The following is a 25,085-nucleotide window of genomic DNA, read 5'->3' on the forward strand; positions in this document are numbered from 1 at the left end:
ACATGGTAGGGACTCCGCGATGGTTGACGAGCCCCAAGGCCCCGAGGCTGTCCAGCGCGCCACCGACGCCTGCCTGCGCCTGCTCAGGGCGCGGGGCCGCAGCCGGCATGAACTGAACCTCGCCCTGGAGCGCAAGGGCTACCCGGAGTCCGTGCGCGACGCGGTGCTCGCCCGGCTGTCGGACTGGGGGTACCTGGACGACGCGAAGTTCGCGCGCGACCGCGCCGCGGCCCTTCTGGGCAAGGGCAAGCTGGGCCCCCGGGCCGTGCTCCAGCGGCTGCAGGCCCACGGGCTGGAGGGCACCGAGGCCCGGCGCGCGCTGTCGGAGGCGAAGGAGGCCGTGGGCTTCGACGCGCTGGCGGCCGCGCGGCAGGTGCTGGAGCGCCGGCGTCTGGCTGGCCGCCCGCTCGACGCGAAGGAGCGGGCCCGTGCGGGACGGCTCCTGCTCAGCCGGGGATTCGCGCCGGATGTCGTGACCCAACTGGTGGGCGAACCTTCGCTGGACCCCTCCGGGCAGGACGAATAGTTTGGGGGCGTGATGCGCTCTGTCGTCCTCGCCTTGTCCGCTTTGATGTTGTCCGCCTGTGCCGCCCTCACCGCGGGGCCCGCGGGTGAGCCTGACTACGCCACCCAGGCGGCGGAGAACCTGGCGCTGGGCCAGGCCGCGCTGGAGAACAAGGACTACCTCAAGGCGGAGAAGTACTTCGACCACGTCCGCACCAAGTTCCCCTACCTGGAGGCCGCCCGCGAGGCGGAGCTCAAGCTGGCGGACCTGGACTTCGCCCGGGAGATGTTCCCGGAGGCGCGCGACAAGTTCGACTCCTTCATCAAGCTGCACCCCACGCACCCCAAGGTGGACTACGCCGCCTACCGCGCGGCCCTCTCCTACGTGGAGGAGTTCCCCTCGGAGTTCTTCGCCCTGCCGCCTTCCTACGAGAAGGAGCAGAAGCCCATGTACGACGCGCTCCGGGCGATGAACGCCTTCCTGCGCCAGTACCCGGATTCGCAGTACGTGAAGGACGCCACCGTGCGCCGGGACGACGCCCGCCAGCGCCTGGCGCGCCACGAGCTCTACGTCGCGTCCTTCTACGCCAAGCGCGAGCGCTGGAAGGCCGTGGCGCAGCGCCTGGAGGGGCTGCTCAAGGACTACCCGGGCACGACGCTGGAGGAGGAGGCCCTCTTCGACCTCCACGACGCGTACGTGAAGCTCAACGACAAGGAGCGCGCGCAGAACACGCTGCGCGAGGTCCTCAAGCGCCTGCCGGGCACGCCCGCCGCCCAGCGCGCCCAGAAGATGCTGGGCTCGTGAGGCGCCTGGAGGACTGGGGGCGGCTGGGGGGCATCGGCATCGCCGTGCTCGCGGTCACCGGCGTCCTCGCGTTCCTGGGCCCGCGCCTGCTGGGCTTCGCGGCCGGGCCCGAAGCCGAGATCGTCACCACCCTGAAGCAAGCCGAGCACGACGGCGTGTCCCTGCCCGTGCCCGGTGCCCCGCTCCCGCTCGTCTCCCGGAAGCTCCAGTACGCCCGCATCACCGTCTCCGTGGCGCCGGATGGCCGGAGCGCGGAGGCCTTCGCCACGCTGGACTTCGAGGGCGTCCTGGGCGCCACCACGGTCAGCACCGCGGGGGTGGAGGCCGTGCCCTTCACCCGCGAGTCCGGCCGGTGGAAGCCCGTCTCCTCGCTGGCGCCCCGCCTGGTGGCGGCGGTGGCGGCCCTGGAGGCGCGGCGCCAGGCGCTGGCGGACGGACAGCCGGACGCGCTGTCGCGCATGGCCGGCCCTGGGGGGGATGGCGGAGCGGGGCGGACGTGGGAGGAGCTGGCCCCCTTGAGCAAGCGGCGCCTGACGGTCCAGGCCTGGTACGCCCGGCTCGAGCGGGACGAGGTGACGGTGACGGAACACTACCGGGTGGAGGGGGACCTTCCGTCGAGGCCGGTCGACACGCGGGGGGAGCGTCCGTTATTGCTCCTGCGCGAGGGCGATCAATTCTTGTTTTCGCCCGGGCTCATGTAGGCTACCCGAGGAGGCAGGGCCCGCGCGGGCCGAGTCATGGACGAAGCCCTCAAGCAGCTACTGACCCTCGGGCGCGGCTCCTTCGAGAAGAAGCAGTACGCCCAGGCCGAGCAGTTTCTGACGAAGGTGGTCGAGCAGAATCCGACCTTCGCCGACGTCTACAACATGCTCGGCATCATCTATCACGACCAGGGCCAGTTCGCCCGGGCGCAGCGGGCCTTCGAGTCCGCGCTGCGGCTCAACCCCGCGTACACCGAGGCCGCGCTCAACCTGGCGGTCATCTACAACGACATGGGGAAGTACGCGGAGGCGAAGGAGGTCTACCAGGCCGCCTTGTCCCGCCAGAAGGGCGCCCCCGGCGAGCTGGACCCCTACGTCATGAAGAAGGTGGCCAACATGTACGCCGACATCGGCGACGTGTTCGCCTCCAGCGGCGTGTGGGCCAAGGCCATCGAGGAGTACCGCCGCGCCCTGGCCCACTTCCCCGAGTTCGTGGACATCCGCCTGAAGCTGGGCAATGCCCTGAGGGACGCGGGCGACAACGCGGCGGCCCTCGCGGAGTACGAGCAGGTCATCGCGCAGAATCCGTCGTACATTCCTGGACGGATCAATTATGGAATCGCCCTGTACTCGGCGGGACGCCGTGACGAGGCGGTGAAGGTCTGGGAAGACGTGCTCGTGCGCAGTCCCGGCAACAAGAGCGCGCAGATGTACCTCAACCTGGTGAAGGACCCGGGGAAGGCGGAAGGGACGGGTTGAGCACCATGGCAACTTCCATCATCGAGGTCGCGGCACCGTGAGCACTCCTGGCGGTACGGCGAAGTCCTTTGCCCTCAAGTTCATCTCCGGGAAGTACCAGGGCGGTGAGTTCCCGCTGAAGGCCAACAAGCAGATCGTCGTCGGACGGTCGAGCGAGTTGGACATGGTCCTGGTGGAGGACATGGTCTCGCGCAAGCACGCGAAGATCCTGTTCTCCGACGGCGCCATCACCATCGAGGACCTGGGCTCCACCAACGGCACCTTCGTCAACGGCGAGAAGGTCAAGCAGGCCAAGCTGAAGGAGGGGGACCGCATCCTCATCGGGACCTCCATCCTCAAGCTCGTGCACCAGGGCGCGGAGAGCGCTCCGGTGGACGAGAGCGTCGTGAAGCAGAAGCTGGAGGAGGCCGCCGCCGCCCAGGCCGCGCGCACCACCAAGGCCAGCTCCATGACGGGGAAGATTGAAGAGATTCCCCTCCCGGACCTGCTCCAGCTCTTCCACACGTCCAAGAAGAACGGCGTGCTCGTGGTCAACAACGCCCACGAGGGCCGCATCTACCTGCGCCAGGGCCGCGTGTACTACGCGGTCATCGACGACAACCACAACCTGGGCCCGCAGAAGAGCTTCAACCGCATCGTCACCTGGGAAGAGGGTGACTTCGAGCTGCGCCCCGCGGACACGCAGGAGTTCATGGTGGAGCTGGACTCCTCCACCGAAGCGCTCCTGATGGACGCCCTGCGCCAGCTGGACGAGTTCAAGCGGCTGCAGCCGAACCTGCCGGCCATGTCCACGGCGCTGCGCCTCGCGCAGCCGCTGACGGCGCCCCTGAAGGAACTGACGCCGGAGCTGCTGGACGTGCTGCAGCTGGTGCACAACCACGGCTCGCTGGGCGGCGTGCTGGACCACTCGGACGGTGACGACGTGCTCACCGCCGAATCGGTGGTGCAGCTCATGAAGCGCGACTACGTGCGCGCGGAGTAGGGCGGGGAACACCATGGCGGGTGACAAGCCGGCGGCGCCGAAGAAGCGCCTCACGGAGATGAGCCACTGCGCGGGCTGCGCGGCGAAGCTCAAGGCGGGGGACCTGGCCACGGTCCTGGGCGGGCTCAAGGGGGCAGCGTCCCACCCCCGGGCCCTGGTGGGCTTCAACACGAATGACGACGCCGCCGTGTACCAGGTGGCGCCGGGCATGGCCGTGGTGGAGACGGTGGACTTCTTCCCGCCGCTCGTGGACGACCCGTTCCAGTTCGGCGCCATCGCCGCGGCCAACGCGCTGTCGGACATCTGGGCCATGGGCGCGAAGCCGCTGTTCGCGCTCAACCTGGTGTGCTTCCCGGACGAGCTGCCGCTCAAGACGCTGCAAAAGATTCTGGCGGGCGGCCAGTCCAAGGCGGACGAGGCCGGCATCCCCATCCTGGGCGGCCACAGCATCCGCGACCCGGAGCCCAAGTTCGGCATGGCCGTCACCGGCGTGGTGCACCCGAAGAAGGTGCTCACCAACGCGGGCGCGAAGCCGGGGGACGTGCTCCTGCTCACCAAGCCCGTGGGCACGGGCATCGCCACCACCGCCATCAAGCGGGGCCTTGCGTCCAAGCAGCTCACGAAGCGCGTGACGGCGCAGATGGCCACGCTCAACAAGGCGGCGGGCGAGGTCTTCGCGTCGGGCGCCTTCAAGGTGAACGCGCTCACGGACGTGACGGGCTTCGGCCTCTTGGGCCACCTGCTGGAGATGATGAACGGCGCGAAGACGCGCGCGGCGGTGGACCTGGAGCGCATCCCGCTCATCGCGGAGGTGCCCGCGCTGGCGGAGGCCGGCGTGATTCCGGGCGGCACGAAGACGAACCTCGCGCACGTGAAGAAGCAGGTGACGTTCCCCGAGGGGCTGCCGGAGCACATCCAGTGGCTGCTCGCGGACGCGCAGACCAACGGCGGCCTGTTGGCCAGCGTGCCCGCGCGCCACGCGCTCAAGGCGGTGCAGGCGCTGGAGAAGGCGGGCGTGGACGCGGCCCTCATCGGCGAGGTGCAGGCGGGCCGCCCCGGCATCGAAGTCATCGGCTGAGCTGGCGGGGCACTGGCGTCCGGGAGCGGATTTCGCCTCCGGGCCGGGCCCCGGCTAACATCCCGGCGCGAATGTCGCCGCGCCGCTTCCCCCTCTGGCTCCCCTTGTTCGCGTGCCTCCTGCCGGCCCTCTCCGGGGCGGGCGAGCGCGGCGCGCGCATCGTCATCGACCCGGGCCATGGCGGGGCGAAGGAGGGCGCGAAGGGGCCCGGGGAGCTCTGGGAGAAGGAGGTCGCGCTCCAGATTGCCCAGCGCCTGCGCGAGAAGCTGGAGGCCGCGGGCAGCGAGGTGTTCCTCACGCGCGACCGCGACACGTTGATGGCGCTGTCGGAGCGGGTGGAGTTCTCCAACATCCAGCGGCCGGACCTCTTCCTCTCCATCCACGCCAACTCCATGCCCACGAAGCGCCTGCGCGAGCGCACGGAGGGCATCGAGACGTACTTCCTCTCCGCCAACGCGTCGGGTGAGGCGGCGCGAGCGGTGGCGGACCGCGAGAACGCGGAAGCGCCCACGGCCCGTGCGGCGCGTGGCCACTCCACGCTGGCCTTCATCCTGGATGACCTGGCGCGCACGGAGGCGCACTCGGACGCGTCCCGGCTGGCCTACGCCATCCACCCGCGCCTGGTGTCCAAAAGCGGCGCCACGGACCGGGGCGTGCAGCAGGCGCCCTTCTTCGTCCTCACGGGCGTGGAGGCGCCGGCGGTGCTGATTGAAGTGGGCTTCATCTCCCACCCGCAGGAGGGGGCGAAGCTGGGGAAGGCGGCGTACCAGGAGACCCTGGCGGAGGCCATCGCGGACGGGGTGCAGGCCTTCCTCCGGGAGACGCGGCGGCGGGACGGCTCGCCCTCGCAACCGGTGGCTGGATCCACCGCGCCCTGATAAAGCGTGGGGGCTTTACCCGTCCCTCCCTGTCAGGAGCCTTCCCTCGTGCGTTCCTTCAACCGTGGTGCGCTGGACCTGCGGCCCGTCACCCTCACGCCCAACGTCAACCGCTACGCGGAGGGCTCCGTCCAGGTGGAGTTCGGCCACACCAAGGTGCTCGTCACCTGCTCGGTGGAGGACCGCGTCCCGCCGCACCTGATGGGCAAGGGGAGCGGCTGGGTCACGGCCGAGTACGGCATGCTCCCGCGCGCCACGCACACCCGCGGCTCGCGCGAGGCCGCCAAGGGCAAGCAGTCCGGCCGCACCATGGAGATTCAGCGCCTCATCGGTCGCGCCCTGCGCGCGTCGGTGGACCTGCAGGCGCTGGGCGTGCGCACCTTCACGCTGGACTGCGACGTCATCCAGGCGGACGGCGGCACGCGCACCGCGTCCATCACCGGCGCGTACGTGGCGCTGGTGCTGGCCATCCGCTCGCTCAACAAGCCGGCGCTGCTCAAGGGCCTCACCCCGCTGGCCGCGGTGTCCGTGGGAGTCGTGAACGGCGAGGTGCGGGTGGACCTGGACTACGACGAGGACTCCACCGCGGAGGTGGACCTGAACCTCGTGGCCACGGGCGACGGCCGCATCGTGGAGGTGCAGGGCACCGCCGAGCACAAGCTCTTCGACCGCAAGTCCATGGACGCGATGCTGGACGGAGGCCTGGCCGCCATCCAGCAGCTCACCGCCGCGCAGGCGAAGGTGCTCGGATGAAGCCCAAGCTGCTCTTCGCCACCGGCAACGCCGGCAAGGTGCGCGAGCTGCGCATGCTCGTGGGGGACGCCGTGGAGGTGGTGTCCCTCAAGGACCTGCCCCCCGTGCCCGAGCCCGTGGAGGACGGTGACACCCTCGAGGCGAACGCGGTGAAGAAGGCCCGCGAGTACTCGGAGGCCACGGGCCTGCCCGCGCTGGCGGATGACTCCGGGCTGTTCGTGGACGCGCTGGATGGCCAGCCCGGCGTGCTGTCCGCCCGGTACGCGCCGGGCAGCGACAAGGACCGGTACGAGAAGCTCCTCGCGGAGCTGGCGGACGTGCCGGATGACAAGCGCACCGCGTCCTTCCGCTGCGCCCTGGCGCTGGTGACGGGGAAGGGGGAGCCCGCGGTGGAGGTGGGCCGCTGCGAGGGTGTCATCCTCCGCGCGCCGAAGGGGGCGAACGGTTTCGGCTATGACCCCGTGTTCCAGGTGGACGGGGAGGGCGGGCGTTCCATGGCGGAGCTGGCGCCGGAGGAGAAGGCGCGGGTGTCGCACCGGGCCCGGGCGTTCCAGCTGATGCGGCGCCATCTGTTGGCGCTCTGACCGGGCGGGCGGGCGTCAGGAAGAGCAGGCTTGCGCGTCTGTCCGCGTTAGGCGAAGGTGGCGACACTTCTCGGGGCGTAGCGCAGCCTGGTAGCGCACCTGCCTTGGGCGCAGGGGGTCGGAGGTTCAAATCCTCTCGCCCCGACTTGAAGTGCCGCAGTGGGGGTTTTCAGCAGCATTGGCCGACCAGCTCCAGTAGCTCAGCTGGATAGAGCACCGACCTTCTAAGTCGGGGGTCGCAGGTTCGAGCCCTGCCTGGGGCGCAAATCTGCTGGCAGTTGGTTTTGGGCCTTGAATGGCCCCGGTTTCCACGGTAGGAGACCGCCGCTTTCCAAAGCCGTGACGTGTGAAGTGACGGCGAATGTAGCTCAACTGGTTAGAGCGCCGGACTGTGACTCCGGAGGTTGCCGGTTCGATCCCGGTCATTCGCCCTTCTTCTCTCGCACCTATAGCTCAACTGGATAGAGCATCGGCCTTCGAAGCCGAGGGTTGGGGGTTCAAGTCCCTCTGGGTGCAAAGAGTTAAGTCCTCAGATTCACGGTGAAAAGCGGCCTTCGGGCCGCTCCCGTGAGCGGGGCGCTTCAACCGGCACCAACACTTCACCAACACTTCAGCGGGCCCCGATTGTGGCGCGGCCCCTGGGAGCGATCCTCCGGGCTGCGCTTTCGGCCGGGGTTGGTGGGCGCCAGCTTACCCTCGACCCGCGCGACTGCGCCGCCATCCTCGGAGCGCTCGAGCACGCCCAGACGGGACGTGGACAGGCGGGGAAACAGGCCCCGCGACAGTGGGCGTCCGGCGCGAGTCTTGATGATCGCCCCTCTGGACGCTCCAGCGCCGACCCGGTCACCGAGCTCCGGCTGAGGGTTCCGCTGGTTCCTGGTTGCGCTGTTTGTCGCGCCAGCCTCCTGTGCGGTCAGCCCCCCATGGCCTGCTGGCGGCACACGCTGCCTGTCGCGGTCGCGGAGTTGGAGGAACTGAAGGCCACCGTCTCCGCCGCGAGCCTCCCGTCCACGGGGACGGACGCCAAGGCCCGGCGCGGGAAGAAGGGCGGTGGCCGATGAGCCGCGCCTTCGACGTGGGCTCGAGCTCCGAGCAAGGGCGCCGGGACTACCAGCAGGACGCCGTGGGCCACACCCGAGGCCCGGCCGGGCTCATCGCCGCCGTGGCGGACGGCCTGGGCAGCTACGAGGGCAGCGACAAGGCGGCCCAGGCTGCGGTGCGGTCGGTGCTAGGGCACGCGTACCTGGACCAGGTTGCCGTTGTTGGCGGTTCGCTCAAGCGCGGCCTGGAGTCCTCCGTCAGGTGCGCCCACCGTGACGTCCACCACGAGCAGCGCGTTGGCGGGCACTCGGGGCTCACCACGCTGGCTCTGCTGGTGCTGGTGGGGAAGCGCGCGGCGGTGGCGCACGTGGGCGACAGCCGCGTGTACCGGCTGCGCGCGGGGAAGCTGGAGCAGCTCACCGAGGACCACCGCGACAGCCGGCACGTCCTGACGCGGTGCCTCGGCAGCTCCCGTAGCGACTGCACGCCGGACGTGCTGGAGACGGACGTCCAGCCCGGGGACGTGTGGCTGCTGTCCACGGACGGCGTCCACGAGACGCTGACGCCGGAGCAGCTCGCCGCCGTGCTGACGGATGGCGCCGACGCCCAGGTGGCCGCCCGGGCGCTGGTGGAGTCCGCGCTCGCCGCCGGCAGCCGCGACAACTGCACCGCCCTGGTGGTGCGCGTGCCTGAGGACGACTCGGAGACGGTGCGAGGTGCTGCATGAGCGCGCCCCGTACCCACTCCGCCGCTGTCGTCCGGGTGGCCTTGCGCAGCGGCACGGGGCACCGCGTCTCCATCAGCGACCCCTCCGGTGTCGTCGTCAGCGTCTGGAACGCGGACGCGCGCAAGGCCTGGCTGAAGGCCGACGAACTGGAGCGCGTGCGTCGCGAGCGTGAGCGGGAGGCTGCCACCCATGCCTCCAGCGCCTGCGTTTCCGCCGTCCCGCGGAGGACTGCGCGATGAGCGCTCCCGTCCAGGTGGCCCTGGTGGGCTGCGGCAAGAAGAAACTCGAGCACCGTGCGCCTGCGCGCGACCTCTACACGGGCAACCTTTTCAGCGCGCACCTGGCCGAGGCCGAGGCCACGACGCCGCACGTCTACGTGCTGTCGGCCCTCCATGGACTGCTCTCGCTGGACGAGGAGGTTGAGCCTTACGACGTCACCCTCCGAGGGATGCCGCCCAAGGCGCGCGGTGCCTGGGGGCGGCAGGTGCTGGAGTCGCTCGCGCGCCGCTACCCGGCCGGCGCCGTCGAACTGCTCGTCTATGCGGGGCGTGCGTACGCGGAGCCTCTCCAGGATGCGCTCGTCGCCTCTCCGCGCGAAGGCTGGACGCTCGTGGAGCCGCTCGAGGGCGCCACCCAGGGGGCGCGGCTACGCATCCTCGCGGAGGCGAGTCGGATGCGCGCGGCGGCGCGGACTCCGCTGCGAGTCCCGGCGCTGGAGGTGGAGCAGCCGTCCGGCCGGCGCCTCTACCTTTTCGCGGTGGACGGCAAGCGGGTGCCCTCTTTCGCCACCGTCTCGCGGGTGCGCCGCACCGACGGCGTGCTGGAGGGCTACCAGCGCCCCGAGGTGCTCAACCACGTAGCCGCCATCCGCGAGTACATGGAGAGCGCGGGGGCGCTGGTGCCCAACGCGGTGGTGCTGGCCTTCGACTCGCGCGTCCGCTTCGAGGAGCTGCCCGGGACGGCGGACGGCGCGCGGCATGGGCACCTCGTCATCCCGTGCCAGGCCGGCCCGGACGCACCGGGCTTCATCGTGGATGGGCAGCAGCGCCTGGCCGCTGTGCGCGACGCGGCGGTGAAGGCCTTCCCGCTGGCATGCACCGGCTTCATCGCGGAGACGGTCGGCCAGCAGGCTGAGCAGTTCATCCTGGTCAACTCCACGAAGCCCCTGCCCAAGGGGCTCATCCACGAACTGCTGCCCAGCACGACGGCGGCACTCCCCGCGGCGCTGGAGCGCAAGCGCCTGCCGGCGCAGCTCCTCGCCCGCCTCAACGTGGACGAGGGCAGCAGCCTGCGCGGCCTCGTCATCACCCAGACGTGCCCCCGTGCCACGGGAAAGAAGATGGGGGAGAGCTTCACCGGCGTCATCAAGGACACGTCCCTGCTGGCCGCGCTGGAAGACTCCCTCGCGCACGGGACCCTCTTCGACCTGGAGCGCGCGGACGCAGGGGTGGACGCCATGGTGGCGCGCGTGTCCGCGTGGTGGGCCGCTGTCGCCAGCACCTGGCCGGATGCGTGGGCCCGGCGGCCCAAGGAGTCTCGCCTGTCGCACGGCGCGGGCGTGCGCGCCCTGTCGCTTCTCATGGACGCCGCCTGCCACTTCCTCGCGCAGGAGGGCAACGCCGCGCCCACGCAGGCCGACTTCGAGCGCGAGCTCGCGCTGGTGCGCGACGTCTGCGCCTGGACGTCCGGCACCTGGGCTTTCCCCGCCGGCGAGCGCCGGTGGAACGACGTGCAGAACACCCCCAAAGAGGTGGCCCTCCTCGCGCAGCACCTGGGCGCCCTCTACCGCGAGCGCCGCGCGGCGAAACCCCACCGGCGCACCCGAAAGGCTGGTGCCGCATGAGCTGCCGTCCCCCTCCCGAGAATGGCCCCTCCGGGGGCGCCCCCACGAAGCGCCAGCAGGAGGTGCTGGCCTACGTCCACGCGTACCGGCAGGCCAACGGACTGGCCCCGTCGGCGAGCGAGGTGTGCAAGCGCTTCGGCTGGGCGTCCAAGCGCGCCGCGACGGACTACTTCGAGCGGTTGGAGCAGCGCCGCCTCCTGAAGCGTCTGCCGAACGTCCACCGCGGGCTCATCATCACCGAGTCCGGAGAGGCACTGGCCAATGCCTACCTCAGCGAGCACCCCGAGGTGCTCCATGGGTAGCCCGCTGCCCACGCCCGACGAGCGCCGCGAGCAGGTGCGAGCGCTGGTGCGCACGTGCCCGAAGCGCGAGGCCGGACTGCTGCGCCTGCGGCTGTACCGCGAGACGCCCGTGTCGCCGGAGGATGCCGGGTACGGCGGGCTCAAGGCCCGGTGCGCGGTGTGCTGGACGATGCGCTCCCGTCGCGAGCAGCTGAACGAGCTGCAGGACCGCCCGGTGGCCACCTGCCGGCATCCTGCCTGCGAGCGGCTGTGGAAGACGGCGAAGAAGCGGGAGCAGCCCTTCCACGAGCGCGCGAAGGCGGCCCTGCTGGCCACCTTCGCGACGAGCCGTGAGGTGCGCCATGCGTGACCTGCTCACCGCGGCCGGCATCCTCGTCGCCTTCGCCGCGCTCCGTGGCGTCACCTCGCTCCTCGACCTGGTGGACCGCGACAAGGCGCCCGCCACGCCCACTCCCAACACCGGCCGGCCCGTGCTGCGCGTGCTGCCCGGTGGCCTCTCCACGCAGCGAGAGGGGGCGCAGCGCCATGGCTGAGACGGACGACAAGCTGGAGGCCATCCGCGCGCGGCACGCAGCAGCGAGTCGCGGGCCGTGGAGATGGTTCGGCTACCTGCGCTCGCACGACGTCGGCCTGCACGCGCCCGGCATGACGTCGGTGATGGAGTTCCGCCGGGTGGAGGGCTCGCGATGAACCACTTCCCCGAGTGCCCCAGGTGAGCCCCGCGCGCCTCCTCCTGGCTGGCACGTGCGCCGGCTACCGCCTCACCCGCGCCGAGCCGCGCGCGGGTGCCTCCCTCTTCTCTTTCCTCTCTCTCTTCGCGGCGCTCGGCGCCGTCGCTGTCGTCCGGAGCCGTCCATGAGCTGCATCCAGGAGCACGAGTTCACCGTCGGGTACCTCTTCTGCGGCGCGGGCGTCGGTGCGTACGGCGCGGACTGCGCCCAGGTGGAGGTGGACGGCCACCGCGCCACCGTCCGCAACGTGGGCGGCATCGACTTCGAGCAGGAGCGCTGCGACACGTTCACGAAGCTGACGGGCGCGAAGTCTCTCTGTGCGGACATCGGACGCATGCGCCCGCGCGAGCTGCGCGCATTCTTCGGCGAGCGCGCGCCCTACTTCATGAAGTGGAGCCCGCCCTGCAAGGGCGCTTCCCGGCTCACTTCGAAGGAGCGCGCGGCGACGAAGAAGTACCAGGACATGAACCGGCTCGCGGTGAAAGCCGCGCGCAAGGTGCTGGCGGCGTGGCAGGGCGACGCGCGCCCCGTCATGGTCGTCATCGAGAACGTGCCGGCGTACCGGCACCGCTGCCCGGAGAACCTCGCGGAGGTGCTGCGCCTGGGCCGCCGCGCGGGCTACGAGGTGTCCGTCGTCGAGCACGACCTGGGCGAGGAGGCGGGGCTGGCTCAGCGCCGCCAGCGCCTCACTATCTGCTGGCGCGACGCGAAGCGCTGCCCGGTGCCGGTGGCGATGCCCAACAAGAAACGCCTGCGCGGCGTGGGTGAGGTGCTCGGGCCGCTGCCCTTCCCGGATGACCCGCGCGCGGGGAAGCACCACCGCCTGCCGAAGATTGAGTGGCTGAACGCGGTGCGCCTGGCGCTCGTTCCGCCGGGCGGGGACTGGCGGGACTTGCCGCCGCGTGGGGGCGTGGTGGCGTGGCTGGAGGCGCGCGGGCTGTGGCCGGCGGGCGTGGACACGAGCCCCTTCCGTGCCCTGGTGGAGGAGCAGCTCGGCACGCCAGTGCAGCCGGGCCAGCAGCGCCGCGAGGTGCACCGGCGGCACCCGGTGCAGGCCTGGGCGGAGCCGGCGCCCACGGTGTCCGGGCCTGGGGGCGCGGGGCTGTGCGCGGTGGAGGACCCTCGTCCCTTGGACGCGCTCGGACTCGGGCACTCCCCGCGGCGGGGCGCTGAGGGCGTGACGGCCTGGGACGGCCCGGCGCCCACGGTGCGCGGCGTCGCCCGGCACGACAACGGCGGCGCGGCCGTGGCCGACCCGCGCGCGCTGGAGGGGGTGTCCCTCACGCACGCACGGGGCGAGCGCTTCGCGGACCAGTACCGCGTGCAGGACTGGGCCGCCCCAGGCAAGACGGTGACGGGCGCCACGGACGTCCAGGCCGGCGCGGCTGTGGTGGCTGACGCCCGCCCCCTGGACGCGCTGGCGCTGCGCGCGGACGGCCGCGCGGGTACCTGCGGCGTCATCGACTGGCGCGAGCCCGCGGGCACCGTCATCGGCATGCCCTACGTCTCCGGCGGTAGCACGCCCGTCTCCGTGGCGGATCCGCGCCTGGACGGCATCGCCATGGGGGCGGACAACCCCCTGCGCCACCGGAACAAGTACGCGGTGACGGACTGGGCCGGGCCTGCGGGCACGGTGACCGCCGCCACGCGCCCCGGTAGTGGTGCACCCGCCGTGGGGGACCAGCGCGTCCTTGAGCTCGTCGGCCTGGGCCAGACGGCCGCGGGCGCGGACAGCTACCACGGTCGCCCCGGACTCTTCGGAGTCATGGACGAGCGCGCCCCGGCGCCCACCGTCTCCGGCTCCGCGACGGTGAGCAGCAGCAACACGCCGGCCGCGCTCGCGGACTCGCGCGCCGCGGCGGCACTCGACGCGCTGGGCGTCGGGCCCACCTGCCGCAACGGCTTCTACGGCGTGTTGGAGTGGGACTCTCCGGCACGCACGGTGACGGGGAGCCTCCAGGTGGACAACGGCTCCGCGGCCATCGCGGACCCGCGTCCCGCGCCCCGGCCCGTCATCAGCATCCACCTGGCCCTGGCGCTGCTCGCCGAGGGCTGGGAGCCGCCCAAGGGGGCGCTGGCCCCGGCCATTCTCTCGCCGCTTTCGGGCTGCTGGCACCGGCCGCTCACGACGCTGGAGTTGGCCGTCCTCCAGGGACTGCCGCCGGTGGTGGACGGGATGCCGCTGGAGTTCGTCTCCTCCAGCGACGCCCGCGTGCGCAGCATGGTGGGCGACGGCATCCCGGCGGGCGGCGCCCTCGTGTGGCAGGAGGAGCAGCTCCTCGCCGCGTTGAAGTCGAAGCTGGGCCACGGCTGGTCGCTGGTGAGCGACTTCTGGTTCCGCCCGGGCTTTGAGGGGTACGCGGCATGAGCGCGCCCACGCCCGCCATGACGGCGCTGGAGCAGGCCCGCGCCCTCGTCACCCGCCACCGCTTCCGCTGCGCCGGGGAGTCCCTCCTTCAGGAGGCGCTCGCCCAGGTGCTGACGGAGGCGGGCATCCCCTTTCAGCGCGAGGTGCGGCTGGGGGAAGCGGGCCGCATCGACTTCCTGCTGTCGGAAGCCCACGTCGGCCTCGAAGTGAAGGTGGACGGGGGCCTGTCCGAGGTCACCCGCCAGCTTCTGCGCTACGCCGAGAGGGAGGACGTCCACGCCCTCCTGCTCGTCACCACCCGCAGCCGCCACGACAGCTTGCCGGCCCTCATGCAGGGCAAGCCCGTGCGCGTCGCCGTGTTGAGGGGAGGCCTGCTGTGAAGACGTACGGGACGGTGCGCCTGGAGGCGCGGAAGCTGGGCAGCCGCGGTGGTGAGCGGCCCGCGTGGGTGGTGCAGGCGGAGCCCCACGTGGCCCTGCGCCTGAAGCGCGTCTTCGACCGCATCAACAAGGGTGACGTCGGCGAAGTCCTCCTGGCTGCCACCGCGGAGACGGCGCGGGAGCTGGACTGGTTCCTGGAGCGCTACCCCATGGAGGTGGTGGGGAAGGAGGCGAAGGACTTCCTCCGGCACGGCGCGCGCGAGCACGCACGGCGCGAGGCGCAGGTGGCGGAGCTGCTGGCGGCCGAGTACCAGGCGCCCGACTTCGCGATGAATGTCCCGCCCCGGGAGTACCAGCGGAAGGCAGCGGACATGTGGCTGCGACTGCAGCGGCTGTTGCTCGCGGACGACGTTGGCCTGGGGAAGACGGCCTCCGCGCTGACGGGCTTCACGGACGCGCGCACGCTGCCGGCCGTGGTGGTGACGCTGACGCACCTGCCCCGGCAGTGGCAGCGCGAGCTGGCGCGCTTCCTGCCGCGCCTGCGCGTGCACGTGGCGAAGCGCGCGACGCCGGAGGACGTCACCCGGGGGCGCGGCGGGCGGAAGCTGCCGTGGCCGGACGTCCTCGTCCTCAACTACCACAAGCTGTCCGGCTGGGCGGACACGCTGGCCAACGCGGGCGTGCGCTCTATCGTCTTCGACGAGTGCCAGGAGCTGCGGCGCGGGCCGGAGTCGGACAAGTACCGGGCCGCCCACTACCTGGCGGAGCGCACGCCCTTCGTCATCGGCCTGTCCGCCACCCCCATCTACAACTACGGCGGGGAGATGTTTCACGTCCTCGACGCCATCAAACCCGGCGTCCTGGGCACGCGTGAGGAGTTCAGCCGGGAGTGGTGCACCGGCGTGGACGACAAGCTCAACTTCAAGGACCCGCGCGCCTTCGGCACGTACCTGCGCGACGCGGGACTCATGCTGCGCCGCACGCGGCAGGACGTCGGGCGGGAGCTGCCGTCCCTCTCGCGCGATGTGCACACCGTCGAGTCGGACACGCGGGTGCTCGACGAGGTGCAGGACAAGGCCGCGGAGCTCGCCCGCATCATCCTCGCCCAGGGCGGGGTGAAGCCGGAGGAGCGGCTCCACGCGTCCGGGGAGCTGTCCTGGCGCCTGCGGCAGGCCACCGGCATCGCGAAGGCGCCCTTCGTCGCCGAGTTCGTCCGCATGCTGGTGGAAAACGGCGAGCGCGTGCTGCTCTACGGCTGGCACCACGAGGTGTACAGCATCTGGCGGGAGCGGCTCGCGGAGTACTCCCCGGCCATCTTCACCGGCCAGGAGAGCCCCGCGCAGAAGGAGGAGCAGGCCCAGCGCTTCAAGTCGGGCCAGACGCCCATCCTCATCATGTCGCTGCGCGCGGGCGCGGGCCTCGACGGCCTCCAGCACTGCTGCCGCACGGTGGTGTTCGGCGAGCTGGACTGGAGTCCCGGCGTGCACGAGCAGGCGTGCGGCCGCGTCCACCGCGACGGCCAGCCGGACCCTGTCATGGCCTACTTCCTGGTGTCCGACTCCGGCTCCGACCCGGTGGTGGCGGATGTCCTCGGCATCAAGCGCAACCAGATGGAGGGCATCCGCGATCCGCAGGCCAGCCTCATGGAGCGGCTGGAGACGGACGAGGGGCGCGTGCGGAAGCTGGCCGAGGCCTTCCTGAAGAACCGGAGGGCGGCGTGAGCCCCTGCGACGCCCCCATGCGCGTCCCCATCTTCGGCGTCACCGCGCCGCAGCCGTGGGCCTGGTCCGTCCAGGTCCGCAACGCGCCGGTGCTCAACCTGCACCGGGCCCCGCCGACGGATGTGCTGGGCGCCTACGTCGCGGTGTGCGCGGCGGCGGAGTACGTGCCGGAGCTCAAGGGCTGGATGGCCTCGCCCTCCGGCCCGGGCGTCAGCGCCCCGCCCGCGGACGAACTGCCAACGTGCGCGGTGATGGCGGTGGCGCGTGTCGCCGCGGTGTCGCTGTGGCCGGACGGCGAGCGGCAGTCGCGCTGGTACGTGGGCCCGGTGGGGCTGTGGCTGGAGGACGTGGTGGCGCTGCCGGAGCCGGTGGCCTGCGAGCCCGGCCCGGCGGACACGCTGTGGGAGGTGCCCGCGCCGGTGCTGGCCCGCGTGCGCCTCGCCTTCGGCGCCGTCGTCCAGGCGGACACGGCGCGCTGGGCGGCCTACGAGGACCTGGCCGCGCGCTCCGGGGGCCGTGAGCCCGCAAGCCTCCGCGACCGAGTCCTCCGGAAGTGCAGCTGCCGGCGCGCGATGACGAAGTGCCCCACGTGCCGTGCCTGGCGCTGCACTGCGCCCGGGTGCCCGCCGCACACCTGCGCCACGGGGGGGTCGCCTTGAGCCGGTGCCGCCTACCCACCGTCGTCTGCGAGGACTGCGGCGCCCCGCGCATGGGCGCTGTCACCGCCGCTGGCCTGCCCGCGCCCCACGCACCGCGCGTGGCCTCAGAGTCCGTGCGCGCGAAGCACCCGGGCCCCTGGCCCACCTGCGGCCACGGCGTCGCGGCGCTGGCCGACTGCGTGGATCGGCCCGTCCCGCCCGCGTGCTGCCCCCATCCGGAGGCGTCGCCCCTTCTTCCCGTGCAGGACCCCACACCATGAGCATCTGCCCCACGCCTCCTGCCCGCCGTCGTCGTCGGCCTGTCCCGCCCCCACCTCCGGAGATCGCGGAGGGCGAGCCGGTGCCCCCGGGCATGGTGCGCCTGCTGTCCGGACAGCTCGTCAGCGAGGAGGAGGCGGCCCAGGTGATTCCCGGCGAGCTGCCGCCCGAGGCGCGCTGGCCCGGTGAGGCCTCGCCCGCGCCGGAGTCCGACGCGCCCACCTACCGCCACGAGCCCGCGGGGGCGTGCTGCGCGCACACGTTCGACCCCGATGCCCTGCACGATGAGCTGGACGCGCTGCGTGCCCAGATGGCCCAGCTGCGCGAGGACCTGGCGCGCAGCGAGGGCCGTGCGGAGGGGCTCGCGCACGCCATCGCGCTGCTGGCCCCGTCCCTCACCGTCCCCGCGCCTGTCCCTGGCGCGTCCCGTCCCGCTGTCCCCATGGTTGTCCCCCCTGTCCCCGGGGACATGTCCCCCATGTCCCCGGGGACAACAGGGGACATGAAGGGGGGTAGGGGGGAAGCAGCAGCAACAGCGTCGAAAGACGAAAAGCGGAGAGAGTACGAGAGGTTGAAGAAGCAGAAGCAGAGAGAGAAGAAGCGAGCTGCTGCTGAAAGCGCGCGCGACGTGTCCCCTGTCCCCTGTCCCCTTGTCCCCGGGGACATGTCCCCTGTCCCCCTGTCCCGAGCCGGAGGGGACACGTCCCCGGCAGCCCCTGTCCCGGTGGCCCCCGTCGTCCGCAAGGCACCGCCGAAGTGGATGGAGGACGACGCGCCGAGCCCGGACAAGGTGCTCTTCGCGTGGGCGCAGGAGGAGCGCTGCCGGCGCTTCCCCGGGGCCATCCCCGAGGCACCCCCGCCGGGCTGGGCCACCTGGTACGCGGACGCGCTGGCCGCCGTCGGAGGCGACGAGGGGCGCCTGCGCGCGGCCTGGCTGGCGTGGCTGGAGGACGCCTGGGGGCAGGCTCGCCAACCGGTGTGCGCCACGCGGGCCTTCGTCGGACCCGAGGTGTGGCGCCGGCACGTCCCAGGGCAGGGCGGGGCAGAGGCGGGCAGCGCGGGCATGGCGCAGCTGCCCCCCGCGGAGGCCCGTCGTCGCGCGCAGCTGAGCGTCGGCCGCGGTGAGGAGCCCAGCGCCCCCTGCGGCACCGGGTGCGGAACGGTGTCCGCCCTGGTGGTGTGGGGGCACCCGCTGTGCCGGGCCTGCGCGGCACGGCTGGAGGCGGATGTGCCGCGCCTCACGACGGAGAGCGTCTCGGGCTGGGTGGCGTCCCGGGCGCGTGGAGCACTCCCTGCCGCCCAGGAGATGAGTCCATGAAGAGGCGACTCCGCAAACTTCCACCGGGAGATCCGCGCGCCTTCGGGCAGGCGCTCCTCTCGGTCATCGGCGCCGTCCACCTCGTGCCGGAGCCCCCCGACGTGAGTCCGCTGTTGCGGCATGCCAGGGATTACATGGATGCCCATCCCGAGTGCGACTGGAAGCAGGGGCTGCCGCACAAGCCCGAGCGCGGCGCGCTCCTCCTCGCGCTGGCCGTGGTGTCTCCGGAGCTGTTGCGAGCGGTGGAGCCCACCTCGCTGTGCATGCTCGGCGTGGCGGGGGAGGCGTGATGGTGCTCCTGGCCTGCGGAAGCAGTGGGCTGACGCTGAACCACCTGCCGGCGCTGCGCGCGTACATGCGGCGCTTCGCCGGCCACGTGGGGATGCGTCTCATCCACGGCGCGGGGGACGCGCGGAAGACGGACGAGCCCGAGGCCTTCGGCGCGGACCGCCTCTGGGAGGTGGCCGCCCACCTGGAGTGGCCCTGGTTCCGCGTGGAGGACGTGGAGCGCTTCCCCGCGGACTGGAAGCGCGACGGCAACCGCGCGGGCCCTCAGCGCAACGAGGCGATGCGGGACGCCCTGCGCGCGCTCGCCGCCCAGGGCCAGCGCGTGGGCTGGGTGGCTGCGCACACGGACCCGGGGCTGGGGCGCGGGACGCGGCACATGGTGAGCCTGTGCCGCGCCGAGGGCTGGCCAGGGCGGGCGCTCATCCTGGACAGGGCGGGGCACCTCATCCGCGAGGTGACGTCGTGACGCCCACAGCAGCTCCGCCGCGCCGCCTCTGCATCGCCGTCCGGACGCCGAAGCGCGGCGCCCGCGAGCGCTGCACGGCGCCGGCGCTGGATGACGCGGACTTCTGCGAGCGGTGCGCAGAGGCGTCCGTGCAGGAGGGCGAGGCGGACAGCCTCCGGTGCCCCTGGTGCGATGAGTTCGGCGACTTCGCCCACGCCGCGGAGCACCCTGCAACGCAGTGGGTGGACCACCTGGGCCCTCCTGGCCGGGAGGTGGAGTGTGCGTCCTGCCACTGCAAGTCCTACGTGCTGGAGGCCCGCCTGTGGCTGCGCATCCAGCGCGTCCCGCTGCCCGAGGAGGTGGAGTCGTGACGTCCTGCCGGAAGCACCCCGACATAGACAAGGCGCTGGCTCACGAGAGGGAGCGCGTGGCGGAGCTCTCCGCCCGCGTCCGTCGCCTCGCCGAGGCACTGGACAGGTACGGCGCCCACCAGCGCGGGTGCCGCCTGCCGCGCACCCACGGGCGGCTCGCCTGCAGTTGTGGCCTGCACGAGCGGATCCGCGAGGGAGGCGTCCGTCCATGAGCTGCATCCGTTTCGAGGTGCCGGTGGAGACCGTCAACACCTCCAACCGGCGCGAGCACCACATGGAGCGCCACAGGCGCGCGAAGGGACAGCGCGACGCCACCCACCTGCTGTGGCCCGGCTGGAGCGGGCCCGCGCTCCTGGTGGTGCGCCTGACGCGCGTGTCCCCTAGGACGCTCGACAGCGGGGACAACCTCCCCATTGCCATGAAGAGCATCCGCGACGAGGTGGCGCGGCAGCTGCGCCTGGACGACGCCTCGCCGCTGGTGCGCTGGGTGTACGCCCAGGCACAGGGCGAGCCCTCGGTGCTGGTGGAACTCTCCTGGGGGGATGACGCCCTCGCCGCGGCTGTCCGCGCCCAGGACGCGCTGGCCCCGCCCCCGCCTCCGGTGCCGGCCGAGGCCGCCTCTGCCCGCGCGTCCAGGGCGCGGAAGCCGAAGGCACCGAAAAAGGCTCCGTCCCGGCCGCTGCGCGGGCTCGCGGCCCTCGCCACGCCGGCCAGCTACCCGGGAGGGAAGAAGTCATGACGTGCCGCCCAGGGGACCTGCGCGAGGAGGTGGGCCGCATCCGCGCCGCGCTCGCCGCCGGGTACAGCGTGGCGCACCTGGCCCGGCTCTACGGCTGCCACTGGGAGACCATCAAGGCCATCCGCGACGGGCACGTCTACAAGGGCGTGCCGGTGCTGGAGTCGCGGCAGGGTGCGAAGACGGAGGGCGGGTAGCCATGGCCTGCCACGATCCGGAGCAACTCCTGCTGCCGTTGGAGGCGCGCCCAGGAAGCGCAGGAAGGTGTGCCGCTGTGCCAGGACAGCCGCGCGGCCCGGCGTCTCGCGGTACTCGCCCGTGGGCTGCTACTCCGGGACACCACCGTGGACGCCGTGCACGCGGAGATGCGCGTCCGCCGCAACATGCTCCACATGAGGCGCGCGGGAGACACTTAAAATAGGAAGGCCCAGCCCCTCACAGGGGCTGGGCCTCTTGAGCATTGCCGATTTAGGTCTTAGGACTTACTGCGTGAACGCAGTCACAAAAGTTCCATGTTCGGTCATGTCCTCCGAAGTTATGAATAGTCGATATGCTCCTTGTGGGGAGATAAGACTACATCCCTCCTCCAGTCCGGTCGAGACGCCCCGAGGGAGAACGAAGGTCACTGAGTCTGGGTCCTTGCGCGTTGGGATGCGCTCCTGAAAGCCGCCGAGTGCACGCACGGTTTGATAGTGCTGCTGGCCACGTCGATGGGTCACGTTTGAGGCGGGGTGTGATTCTCCTGAATTACGGCGAAATATTGTTGTCATTTTTTGCTCCTATTGTTTGGGCTTCGCTGCCGAAGGGCAGCGTCATCAAATGTAGCCAGGGCGAACCCAATGTCAAACGGTCGGGGTTTTATACTTCGGCACGTCTCGCCAATCCTCTACGTCAAGGCAAGTTGCGAAGACTTGGGCGATCCCAATGACGTGTCGCCGTCCCGCGAGTGGCCATCAGCTTTCTACCGAGAGAACGTCGCCAGACCGGAGCGGAAGGTGGAGCGATCCTTCGTGCGATCTCCGCGACCTCGGTCCGGACCGGCCGGAGGGCCTGACGCCCGCCCAGCTTCGGCGCCAGCAGCGCGTGAAGGCGCTGGAGCTGCTCCGCGAAGGGGTGCACCACAGCGCCGTCCTGGAGCGCTTCCCCTGCCTCACCTACGCGGGGCTGAAGAAGCTCGCCGCCCGCGCCGGGGTGAAGCTGCCGCGCGGGAGGTGGCTGGCGAACGGCCCTCCACTTTTTTAGGCCCGCCGCCAGGTGGCCGCCCCTTCTTAGGGAAACGGGTGCATTTCCGCGCCCTTTTTCAAGAGGAGTCCTACATGTCGGCCAACGTCAACGTGAAGTTCAAGCTGCCTGCCTCCATGCTGCGCGCGGTGAAGACGATGGAGAAGGCGGCTCAGGAGTGCGCCGCGCCGGAAGGGGCGGCGGAGGTGCCGTCGGAACTCACGGCGGAGCAGCGCCGGGCCATCGAGCGCGCGGCGGCTGAAGTCTTCAAGAAGGCGCTCAGGTAGTAGTGCCTGTGCGTCAGAGGTAGAAGGGAAGCGGGCCGGCCGCGCCAACGGCCGGGCCCGCGAAGTCCAGGAGCGCCAGGGAAAGCACCGCTGGGGACACCACCCATACCCGCCGCCGGGGACATTCCGCGCGGCCAGGGGAGGACTCCATGCCGTGCCTGACGAAGGAGCAGCGCGAGGCGAAGCGGACGCGCGCCCTCGCCATCCGAGAGAAGAATCCCAACCTGTCCGCCGCGGACATCGCCGAGCGCCTGGGCCTGCACCGCAAGACGGTGGAGGGGTGGCTCACCGAAGCCGGCCTGGGCCAGACGCGCACCGAGGACGCCCGGGGGCAGCGGCCCGTGCCCTCTGCCCCTGGCGAGGTGGGGTAGGCCATGGCGAAGAAGAGCGGCAGCCTCAACGACAGGCAGGCGGCCTTCGTGCGCGAGTACCTGGTGGACTTGAATGCCACCCGGGCCGCCATCCGCGCCGGGTACGCGGAGCGCAGCGCCGCGGCCATGGCCTCGGAGCTCCTGAGAAACCCGAAGGTTCAAGAGGCGGTGGAGGCGGCCCAGAAGGCGAGGGCGGAGCGCGTCCAGCTGAAGGCGGACGACGTGCTGGTGGAGCTGGCGCGGCTGGCGACGTCGGACGTGGCCGACGCCTTCGACGAGCACGGGGCGCTGCGCCCGCTGAAGGACATGCCGGTGGGCCTGCGCCGGGCCATCGCCAGCATCGAGGTGGAGCAGCTGAAGGTGGACGGGGCTGCCGTCGGCACCGTGGCGAAGGTGCGCATGTGGGACAAGCCGAAGTCGCTGGAGCTGCTGTCGAAACACCTGGGGCTGCTGAAGGAGAAGCTGGAGGTGACGGGGAAGGACGGGGCGCCCGTCCAGGTAAACGCCCAACAAGACTTGTCGGGGTACACGGATGAAGAGCTGCAGGCCATCCACGCCATCCACGAGGCGGCCGCCCGGCGCCGAGACGCTGCCGAGCGCGGCGGCGGTGAAGGCGGAACTGGAGAGGCGCCAGAAGGCCCGTGAGAGGGAGCGCATGGAGGCGGACTTCTCCGTCTTCGTGCGCGCCTCCTGGCCGGTGCTGGAGCCGACGGAGCCCCTCGTGTGGGGGTGGCCGCTGGCCGTGGTGTGCCAGCACGCCCAGGCGCTGGTGGAGGACTGGATGCGTGCGACGCTGGCCCGCATTGGCACGCTGCCGCCGCTGCCCACCGGGCCCCTTCCGACGGACGCGAAGGCGCGCGAGGAGGAAGAGAGGCGCCGGCACCACGTGGCCGGGCTGTGGCGGGAGGCCCGGCGCCTGGGCGTCCTCGAGGACGGGGGACGCGTGCGCGTGGTGCCCCAGCGCTTCCGGAAGCTGCTCGTCAACATCCCCCCGGGGTACGCGAAGTCGCGCATCCTCTCGGTGATGTTCCTCGCGTGGGTGTGGCTGCGCTGGCCCAGCTTCACCGCGCTGTGTCTCTCCAGCAACCCAGACGTGGCCCGCCGCGACGCGGAGAGGTGCCGCGAGCTGGTGAAGTCCTCCTGGTACCGGGACACCTTCGACGTCTGGTGGAGCTTCTCCGAGACGGAGGACGCGAAAGGGCACTACCGCACCAGCGCGGGCGGCTGGCGCCTCTCCAAGGGCTGGAAGGCGGTGGTGACGGGAGACCGCGCGGACGCGGAGATTCTGGACGACCCAAACGACGCGGAGGGCGTCTGGAGCGAGGCGGAGCGCGAGGGCGTCAACAACCGGTGGGACGACGCGCTGGAGTCCCGCGTGAATGACCCGGAGCGCTCCATCCGCTTGGGCGTCCAGCAGCGCGTGCACACCCAGGACTGGAGCCACCACGTCCTGAAGGAGGAGGGCGACTGGGAGCACCTGAAAATCAAGCAGGAGGCCGACGGGAAGAATGCCTGCGACTGCGCCACCTGTACCCGCGGGCACACGGCGCTGGGCTGGCGGGACGAGCGCGGCCCCGGCGTCCTCGCGCTGCCGGAGCGCTTCGGGCCCAGCTACGTCACCGCGCAGAAGCGCAAGTCCATGCGCTGGGCGGCGCAGCACCAGCAGGAGCCCATGGTGGCCGAGGGCAACCTCTTCAAGGCCTCCTGGTGGCGCTTCTGGCGCTGGCCCTGGGAAGACGAGGTGCCGGAGCTGGCGTCGCGCACGATAGAGTTGAACCCGGATGAGCCCTTCGACCTGGAGGAACTCTCCTGGGACTGTGCCTTCAAGAAGACGGAGGGCAGCAGCAAGGTGGCCGGTGGCGCCTGGGCGAAGCGCGGGCCGCACAAGTACCTCATGGACCTGGTGTGGGAGCCGCTGTCCTTCACGGAGACGTGCGCGGCGCTGGAGGCCCAGGCCCTGCGCCGGCCGCGCGTGGGCGCGAAGGTGGTGGAGGACAAGGCCAACGGCCCTGCTGTCATCGACACCCTGGCGTCCAAGGTGCCCGGCCTGGTGCCCTTCCCGGTGTCCGAGTACGGCAGCAAGGAGGCCCGCGCCGCCGCCACCGCGTGGCACGTGGAGGGCGGCAACGTCTTCCTGCCGCTACACGCCCCCTGGCGGGACAGGTACATCGCCGCCCACGGCTCCGCCCCAAAGGGCGAAGGCATGGACGCGGTGGATCAGCAGTCGCAAATCCTCCTACGCTGGCAGTCCGGCACCTCCGAGGCCCTCTATAGTGACTCGCTCGCGAGCCTCGTGGGGCTGGGGTGAGAATGTCCCAGCCACGGTTTGATCAAATCGACTGGGCGGGGCTTGAAAATGCCTTGCCGTTAGTGTTTGGATTTCGGTGCCTGTGATTGCTGGGCAACTCGTTGTGCTCGCTGGGGGGATATGAAAATTCAAATATTGGCGTTGCTCTCACTGCTTGCGTCTGGGTGTGCGAATCGCGGCTTCTACGCACATATGCCCCTGGCCAGTTCAGCGCTGATGCACTCATGCGCCCTGGCTGAGACGAATTATCAGATTCAGAAGGCAGGCGGAAAGATCGCCAGCCAGATGGATATCGAGCTGGAGGCCCAAGGAGAATCGGGACCTGATGGTGCCATCAAGATTCAAGATGTAGGGCCGGGTTTTTCCGCGAAGGCTTTTTCATCGAAGAAAATCATCTTCAAGGTTGAAGCCCTTCCCTCGCTAGATTCGTGTCTTGCATGGGGTTACACGCCGCAGCTCGGGCTCAATGGGTGTTTTCCGACGACTACCGAATCGACGCCATGTGTTGCGGCTCGCAAAGGCACGACGGCGGAGGAAGGCACACTCTGGGCCTTGCTTCATCCAGAGAAACCTCAAGACGGCAAGGCTGACTCGAAAGATGGTTCGGCCAATCCGGTAGCCAAGGATTCTCCGGGTACTGAGCAGCAGTAGCGTCTGCCTCAGGTG

Annotated in this window: 33 protein-coding genes and 4 tRNA genes; all 37 read left to right on the forward strand. The window is 71.1% G+C overall.

Translation table 11 applies throughout. The annotated features are described in order from the left end of the window. The first annotated feature begins 19 nt into the window (after positions 1-19). The 37 genes from KYK13_RS10375 to KYK13_RS10555 all read left to right on the forward strand — a co-directional run bounded on the left by KYK13_RS10375 (position 20) and on the right by KYK13_RS10555 (position 25,070). Positions 20-526, forward strand: a complete 507-nt coding sequence (locus KYK13_RS10375; protein ID WP_223643905.1) for a regulatory protein RecX — start codon at positions 20-22, stop codon at positions 524-526. Positions 527-538: 12 nt separating this feature from the next. Further along, positions 539-1,309: an outer membrane protein assembly factor BamD gene (locus KYK13_RS10380; RefSeq protein ID WP_223643906.1), complete on the forward strand. Its 771-nt coding sequence runs from the start codon at positions 539-541 to the stop codon at positions 1,307-1,309. After that, complete coding sequence (locus KYK13_RS10385) at positions 1,306-2,010, forward strand: hypothetical protein (protein WP_223643907.1); 705 nt, start codon at positions 1,306-1,308, stop codon at positions 2,008-2,010. The genes KYK13_RS10380 and KYK13_RS10385 overlap by 4 nt, the downstream gene beginning before the upstream one ends. A gap of 36 nt (positions 2,011-2,046) precedes the next feature. Next, positions 2,047-2,769, forward strand: a complete 723-nt coding sequence (locus KYK13_RS10390) for a lipopolysaccharide assembly protein LapB (RefSeq protein ID WP_223643908.1) — start codon at positions 2,047-2,049, stop codon at positions 2,767-2,769. A 37-nt stretch (positions 2,770-2,806) separates the two neighbouring features. Further along, the gene (locus KYK13_RS10395) at positions 2,807-3,751 is read left to right on the forward strand and encodes a DUF4388 domain-containing protein (RefSeq protein WP_223643909.1); all 945 of its coding nucleotides are present in this window, start codon (positions 2,807-2,809) and stop codon (positions 3,749-3,751) included. A 13-nt stretch (positions 3,752-3,764) separates the two neighbouring features. After that, positions 3,765-4,829 carry a selenide, water dikinase SelD gene (gene selD / locus KYK13_RS10400; protein ID WP_223643910.1) on the forward strand — a complete coding sequence of 355 codons (1,065 nt, stop codon included), beginning with the start codon at positions 3,765-3,767 and terminating at the stop codon, positions 4,827-4,829. A 71-nt stretch (positions 4,830-4,900) separates the two neighbouring features. After that, positions 4,901-5,707 carry an N-acetylmuramoyl-L-alanine amidase gene (locus KYK13_RS10405; RefSeq protein ID WP_223643911.1) on the forward strand — a complete coding sequence of 269 codons (807 nt, stop codon included), beginning with the start codon at positions 4,901-4,903 and terminating at the stop codon, positions 5,705-5,707. 48 nt (positions 5,708-5,755) lie between these two features. After that, on the forward strand, positions 5,756-6,460 hold the full coding sequence (gene rph, locus KYK13_RS10410; RefSeq protein ID WP_223643912.1) for a ribonuclease PH: 705 nt from the start codon (positions 5,756-5,758) through the stop codon (positions 6,458-6,460). Next, positions 6,457-7,044, forward strand: a complete 588-nt coding sequence (gene rdgB / locus KYK13_RS10415; RefSeq protein ID WP_223643913.1) for an RdgB/HAM1 family non-canonical purine NTP pyrophosphatase — start codon at positions 6,457-6,459, stop codon at positions 7,042-7,044. The genes rph and rdgB overlap by 4 nt, the downstream gene beginning before the upstream one ends. A gap of 71 nt (positions 7,045-7,115) precedes the next feature. Continuing rightward, a tRNA-Pro gene (locus KYK13_RS10420) sits at positions 7,116-7,189 on the forward strand. 44 nt (positions 7,190-7,233) lie between these two features. Next, positions 7,234-7,307: transfer RNA gene (locus KYK13_RS10425), tRNA-Arg, on the forward strand. Between the two features lie 94 nt (positions 7,308-7,401). Continuing rightward, positions 7,402-7,475 (forward strand) — tRNA-His (locus tag KYK13_RS10430). 11 nt (positions 7,476-7,486) lie between these two features. After that, positions 7,487-7,560, forward strand: a tRNA-Arg gene (locus KYK13_RS10435). A 407-nt stretch (positions 7,561-7,967) separates the two neighbouring features. Next, on the forward strand, positions 7,968-8,105 hold the full coding sequence (locus tag KYK13_RS10440) for a hypothetical protein (RefSeq protein WP_223643914.1): 138 nt from the start codon (positions 7,968-7,970) through the stop codon (positions 8,103-8,105). Then, complete coding sequence (locus KYK13_RS10445) at positions 8,102-8,812, forward strand: PP2C family serine/threonine-protein phosphatase (protein WP_223643915.1); 711 nt, start codon at positions 8,102-8,104, stop codon at positions 8,810-8,812. Before KYK13_RS10440 ends, KYK13_RS10445 begins: the two co-directional genes overlap by 4 nt. Next, on the forward strand, positions 8,809-9,051 hold the full coding sequence (locus KYK13_RS10450) for a hypothetical protein (RefSeq protein ID WP_223643916.1): 243 nt from the start codon (positions 8,809-8,811) through the stop codon (positions 9,049-9,051). The genes KYK13_RS10445 and KYK13_RS10450 overlap by 4 nt, the downstream gene beginning before the upstream one ends. Continuing rightward, positions 9,048-10,655 (forward strand): DGQHR domain-containing protein DpdB, encoded by a 1,608-nt coding sequence (gene dbpB, locus KYK13_RS10455; RefSeq protein WP_223643917.1) that lies wholly within the window; start codon positions 9,048-9,050, stop codon positions 10,653-10,655. Before KYK13_RS10450 ends, dbpB begins: the two co-directional genes overlap by 4 nt. After that, the gene (locus KYK13_RS10460; protein WP_223643918.1) at positions 10,652-10,957 is read left to right on the forward strand and encodes a LexA family transcriptional regulator; all 306 of its coding nucleotides are present in this window, start codon (positions 10,652-10,654) and stop codon (positions 10,955-10,957) included. The genes dbpB and KYK13_RS10460 overlap by 4 nt, the downstream gene beginning before the upstream one ends. Next, positions 10,950-11,306 carry a hypothetical protein gene (locus KYK13_RS10465; RefSeq protein WP_223643919.1) on the forward strand — a complete coding sequence of 119 codons (357 nt, stop codon included), beginning with the start codon at positions 10,950-10,952 and terminating at the stop codon, positions 11,304-11,306. The genes KYK13_RS10460 and KYK13_RS10465 overlap by 8 nt, the downstream gene beginning before the upstream one ends. Continuing rightward, positions 11,299-11,490, forward strand: coding sequence for a hypothetical protein (locus KYK13_RS10470; protein ID WP_223643920.1), 192 nt, complete (start codon positions 11,299-11,301; stop codon positions 11,488-11,490). The genes KYK13_RS10465 and KYK13_RS10470 overlap by 8 nt, the downstream gene beginning before the upstream one ends. Further along, positions 11,483-11,647 carry a hypothetical protein gene (locus KYK13_RS10475; protein ID WP_223643921.1) on the forward strand — a complete coding sequence of 55 codons (165 nt, stop codon included), beginning with the start codon at positions 11,483-11,485 and terminating at the stop codon, positions 11,645-11,647. Before KYK13_RS10470 ends, KYK13_RS10475 begins: the two co-directional genes overlap by 8 nt. Positions 11,648-11,812: 165 nt before the next feature. Continuing rightward, positions 11,813-14,056 (forward strand): DNA cytosine methyltransferase, encoded by a 2,244-nt coding sequence (locus tag KYK13_RS10480; protein ID WP_223643922.1) that lies wholly within the window; start codon positions 11,813-11,815, stop codon positions 14,054-14,056. Continuing rightward, positions 14,053-14,436 (forward strand): hypothetical protein, encoded by a 384-nt coding sequence (locus KYK13_RS10485; RefSeq protein WP_223643923.1) that lies wholly within the window; start codon positions 14,053-14,055, stop codon positions 14,434-14,436. The genes KYK13_RS10480 and KYK13_RS10485 overlap by 4 nt, the downstream gene beginning before the upstream one ends. Beyond that, positions 14,433-16,157 (forward strand): DEAD/DEAH box helicase, encoded by a 1,725-nt coding sequence (locus KYK13_RS10490; RefSeq protein ID WP_223643924.1) that lies wholly within the window; start codon positions 14,433-14,435, stop codon positions 16,155-16,157. Before KYK13_RS10485 ends, KYK13_RS10490 begins: the two co-directional genes overlap by 4 nt. Then, positions 16,154-16,816, forward strand: coding sequence for a hypothetical protein (locus KYK13_RS10495; protein ID WP_223643925.1), 663 nt, complete (start codon positions 16,154-16,156; stop codon positions 16,814-16,816). Before KYK13_RS10490 ends, KYK13_RS10495 begins: the two co-directional genes overlap by 4 nt. 256 nt (positions 16,817-17,072) lie before the next feature. Further along, entirely contained in the window at positions 17,073-18,392 is a 1,320-nt protein-coding gene (locus KYK13_RS10500; RefSeq protein ID WP_223643926.1) for a hypothetical protein, read from the forward strand. Next, positions 18,389-18,682, forward strand: a complete 294-nt coding sequence (locus KYK13_RS10505) for a hypothetical protein (RefSeq protein ID WP_223643927.1) — start codon at positions 18,389-18,391, stop codon at positions 18,680-18,682. The genes KYK13_RS10500 and KYK13_RS10505 overlap by 4 nt, the downstream gene beginning before the upstream one ends. Further along, positions 18,682-19,146 carry a hypothetical protein gene (locus KYK13_RS10510; protein ID WP_223643928.1) on the forward strand — a complete coding sequence of 155 codons (465 nt, stop codon included), beginning with the start codon at positions 18,682-18,684 and terminating at the stop codon, positions 19,144-19,146. Before KYK13_RS10505 ends, KYK13_RS10510 begins: the two co-directional genes overlap by 1 nt. Continuing rightward, a complete protein-coding gene (locus KYK13_RS10515) occupies positions 19,143-19,496 on the forward strand; it encodes a hypothetical protein (protein ID WP_223643929.1) in 354 nt (117 codons plus the stop codon). Before KYK13_RS10510 ends, KYK13_RS10515 begins: the two co-directional genes overlap by 4 nt. Before the next feature lie 208 nt (positions 19,497-19,704). Continuing rightward, on the forward strand, positions 19,705-20,235 hold the full coding sequence (locus KYK13_RS10520) for a hypothetical protein (protein ID WP_223643930.1): 531 nt from the start codon (positions 19,705-19,707) through the stop codon (positions 20,233-20,235). Continuing rightward, positions 20,232-20,429: a hypothetical protein gene (locus KYK13_RS10525; protein ID WP_223643931.1), complete on the forward strand. Its 198-nt coding sequence runs from the start codon at positions 20,232-20,234 to the stop codon at positions 20,427-20,429. Before KYK13_RS10520 ends, KYK13_RS10525 begins: the two co-directional genes overlap by 4 nt. A gap of 886 nt (positions 20,430-21,315) precedes the next feature. Continuing rightward, positions 21,316-21,474 carry a hypothetical protein gene (locus tag KYK13_RS10530; RefSeq protein WP_223643932.1) on the forward strand — a complete coding sequence of 53 codons (159 nt, stop codon included), beginning with the start codon at positions 21,316-21,318 and terminating at the stop codon, positions 21,472-21,474. A 74-nt stretch (positions 21,475-21,548) separates the two neighbouring features. Continuing rightward, the gene (locus KYK13_RS10535) at positions 21,549-21,740 is read left to right on the forward strand and encodes a hypothetical protein (RefSeq protein WP_223643933.1); all 192 of its coding nucleotides are present in this window, start codon (positions 21,549-21,551) and stop codon (positions 21,738-21,740) included. Positions 21,741-21,889: 149 nt separating this feature from the next. Next, positions 21,890-22,111: a hypothetical protein gene (locus KYK13_RS10540; RefSeq protein ID WP_223643934.1), complete on the forward strand. Its 222-nt coding sequence runs from the start codon at positions 21,890-21,892 to the stop codon at positions 22,109-22,111. A 3-nt stretch (positions 22,112-22,114) separates the two neighbouring features. Continuing rightward, a complete protein-coding gene (locus tag KYK13_RS10545; RefSeq protein WP_223643935.1) occupies positions 22,115-22,756 on the forward strand; it encodes a terminase small subunit in 642 nt (213 codons plus the stop codon). A gap of 10 nt (positions 22,757-22,766) precedes the next feature. Then, positions 22,767-24,419: a hypothetical protein gene (locus KYK13_RS10550; RefSeq protein ID WP_223643936.1), complete on the forward strand. Its 1,653-nt coding sequence runs from the start codon at positions 22,767-22,769 to the stop codon at positions 24,417-24,419. Positions 24,420-24,704: 285 nt separating this feature from the next. Next, positions 24,705-25,070 carry a hypothetical protein gene (locus KYK13_RS10555; protein WP_223643937.1) on the forward strand — a complete coding sequence of 122 codons (366 nt, stop codon included), beginning with the start codon at positions 24,705-24,707 and terminating at the stop codon, positions 25,068-25,070. Positions 25,071-25,085 lie beyond the last annotated feature (15 nt).

This window comes from Corallococcus sp. EGB (genome assembly GCF_019968905.1).
GTDB lineage: Bacteria > Myxococcota > Myxococcia > Myxococcales > Myxococcaceae > Corallococcus.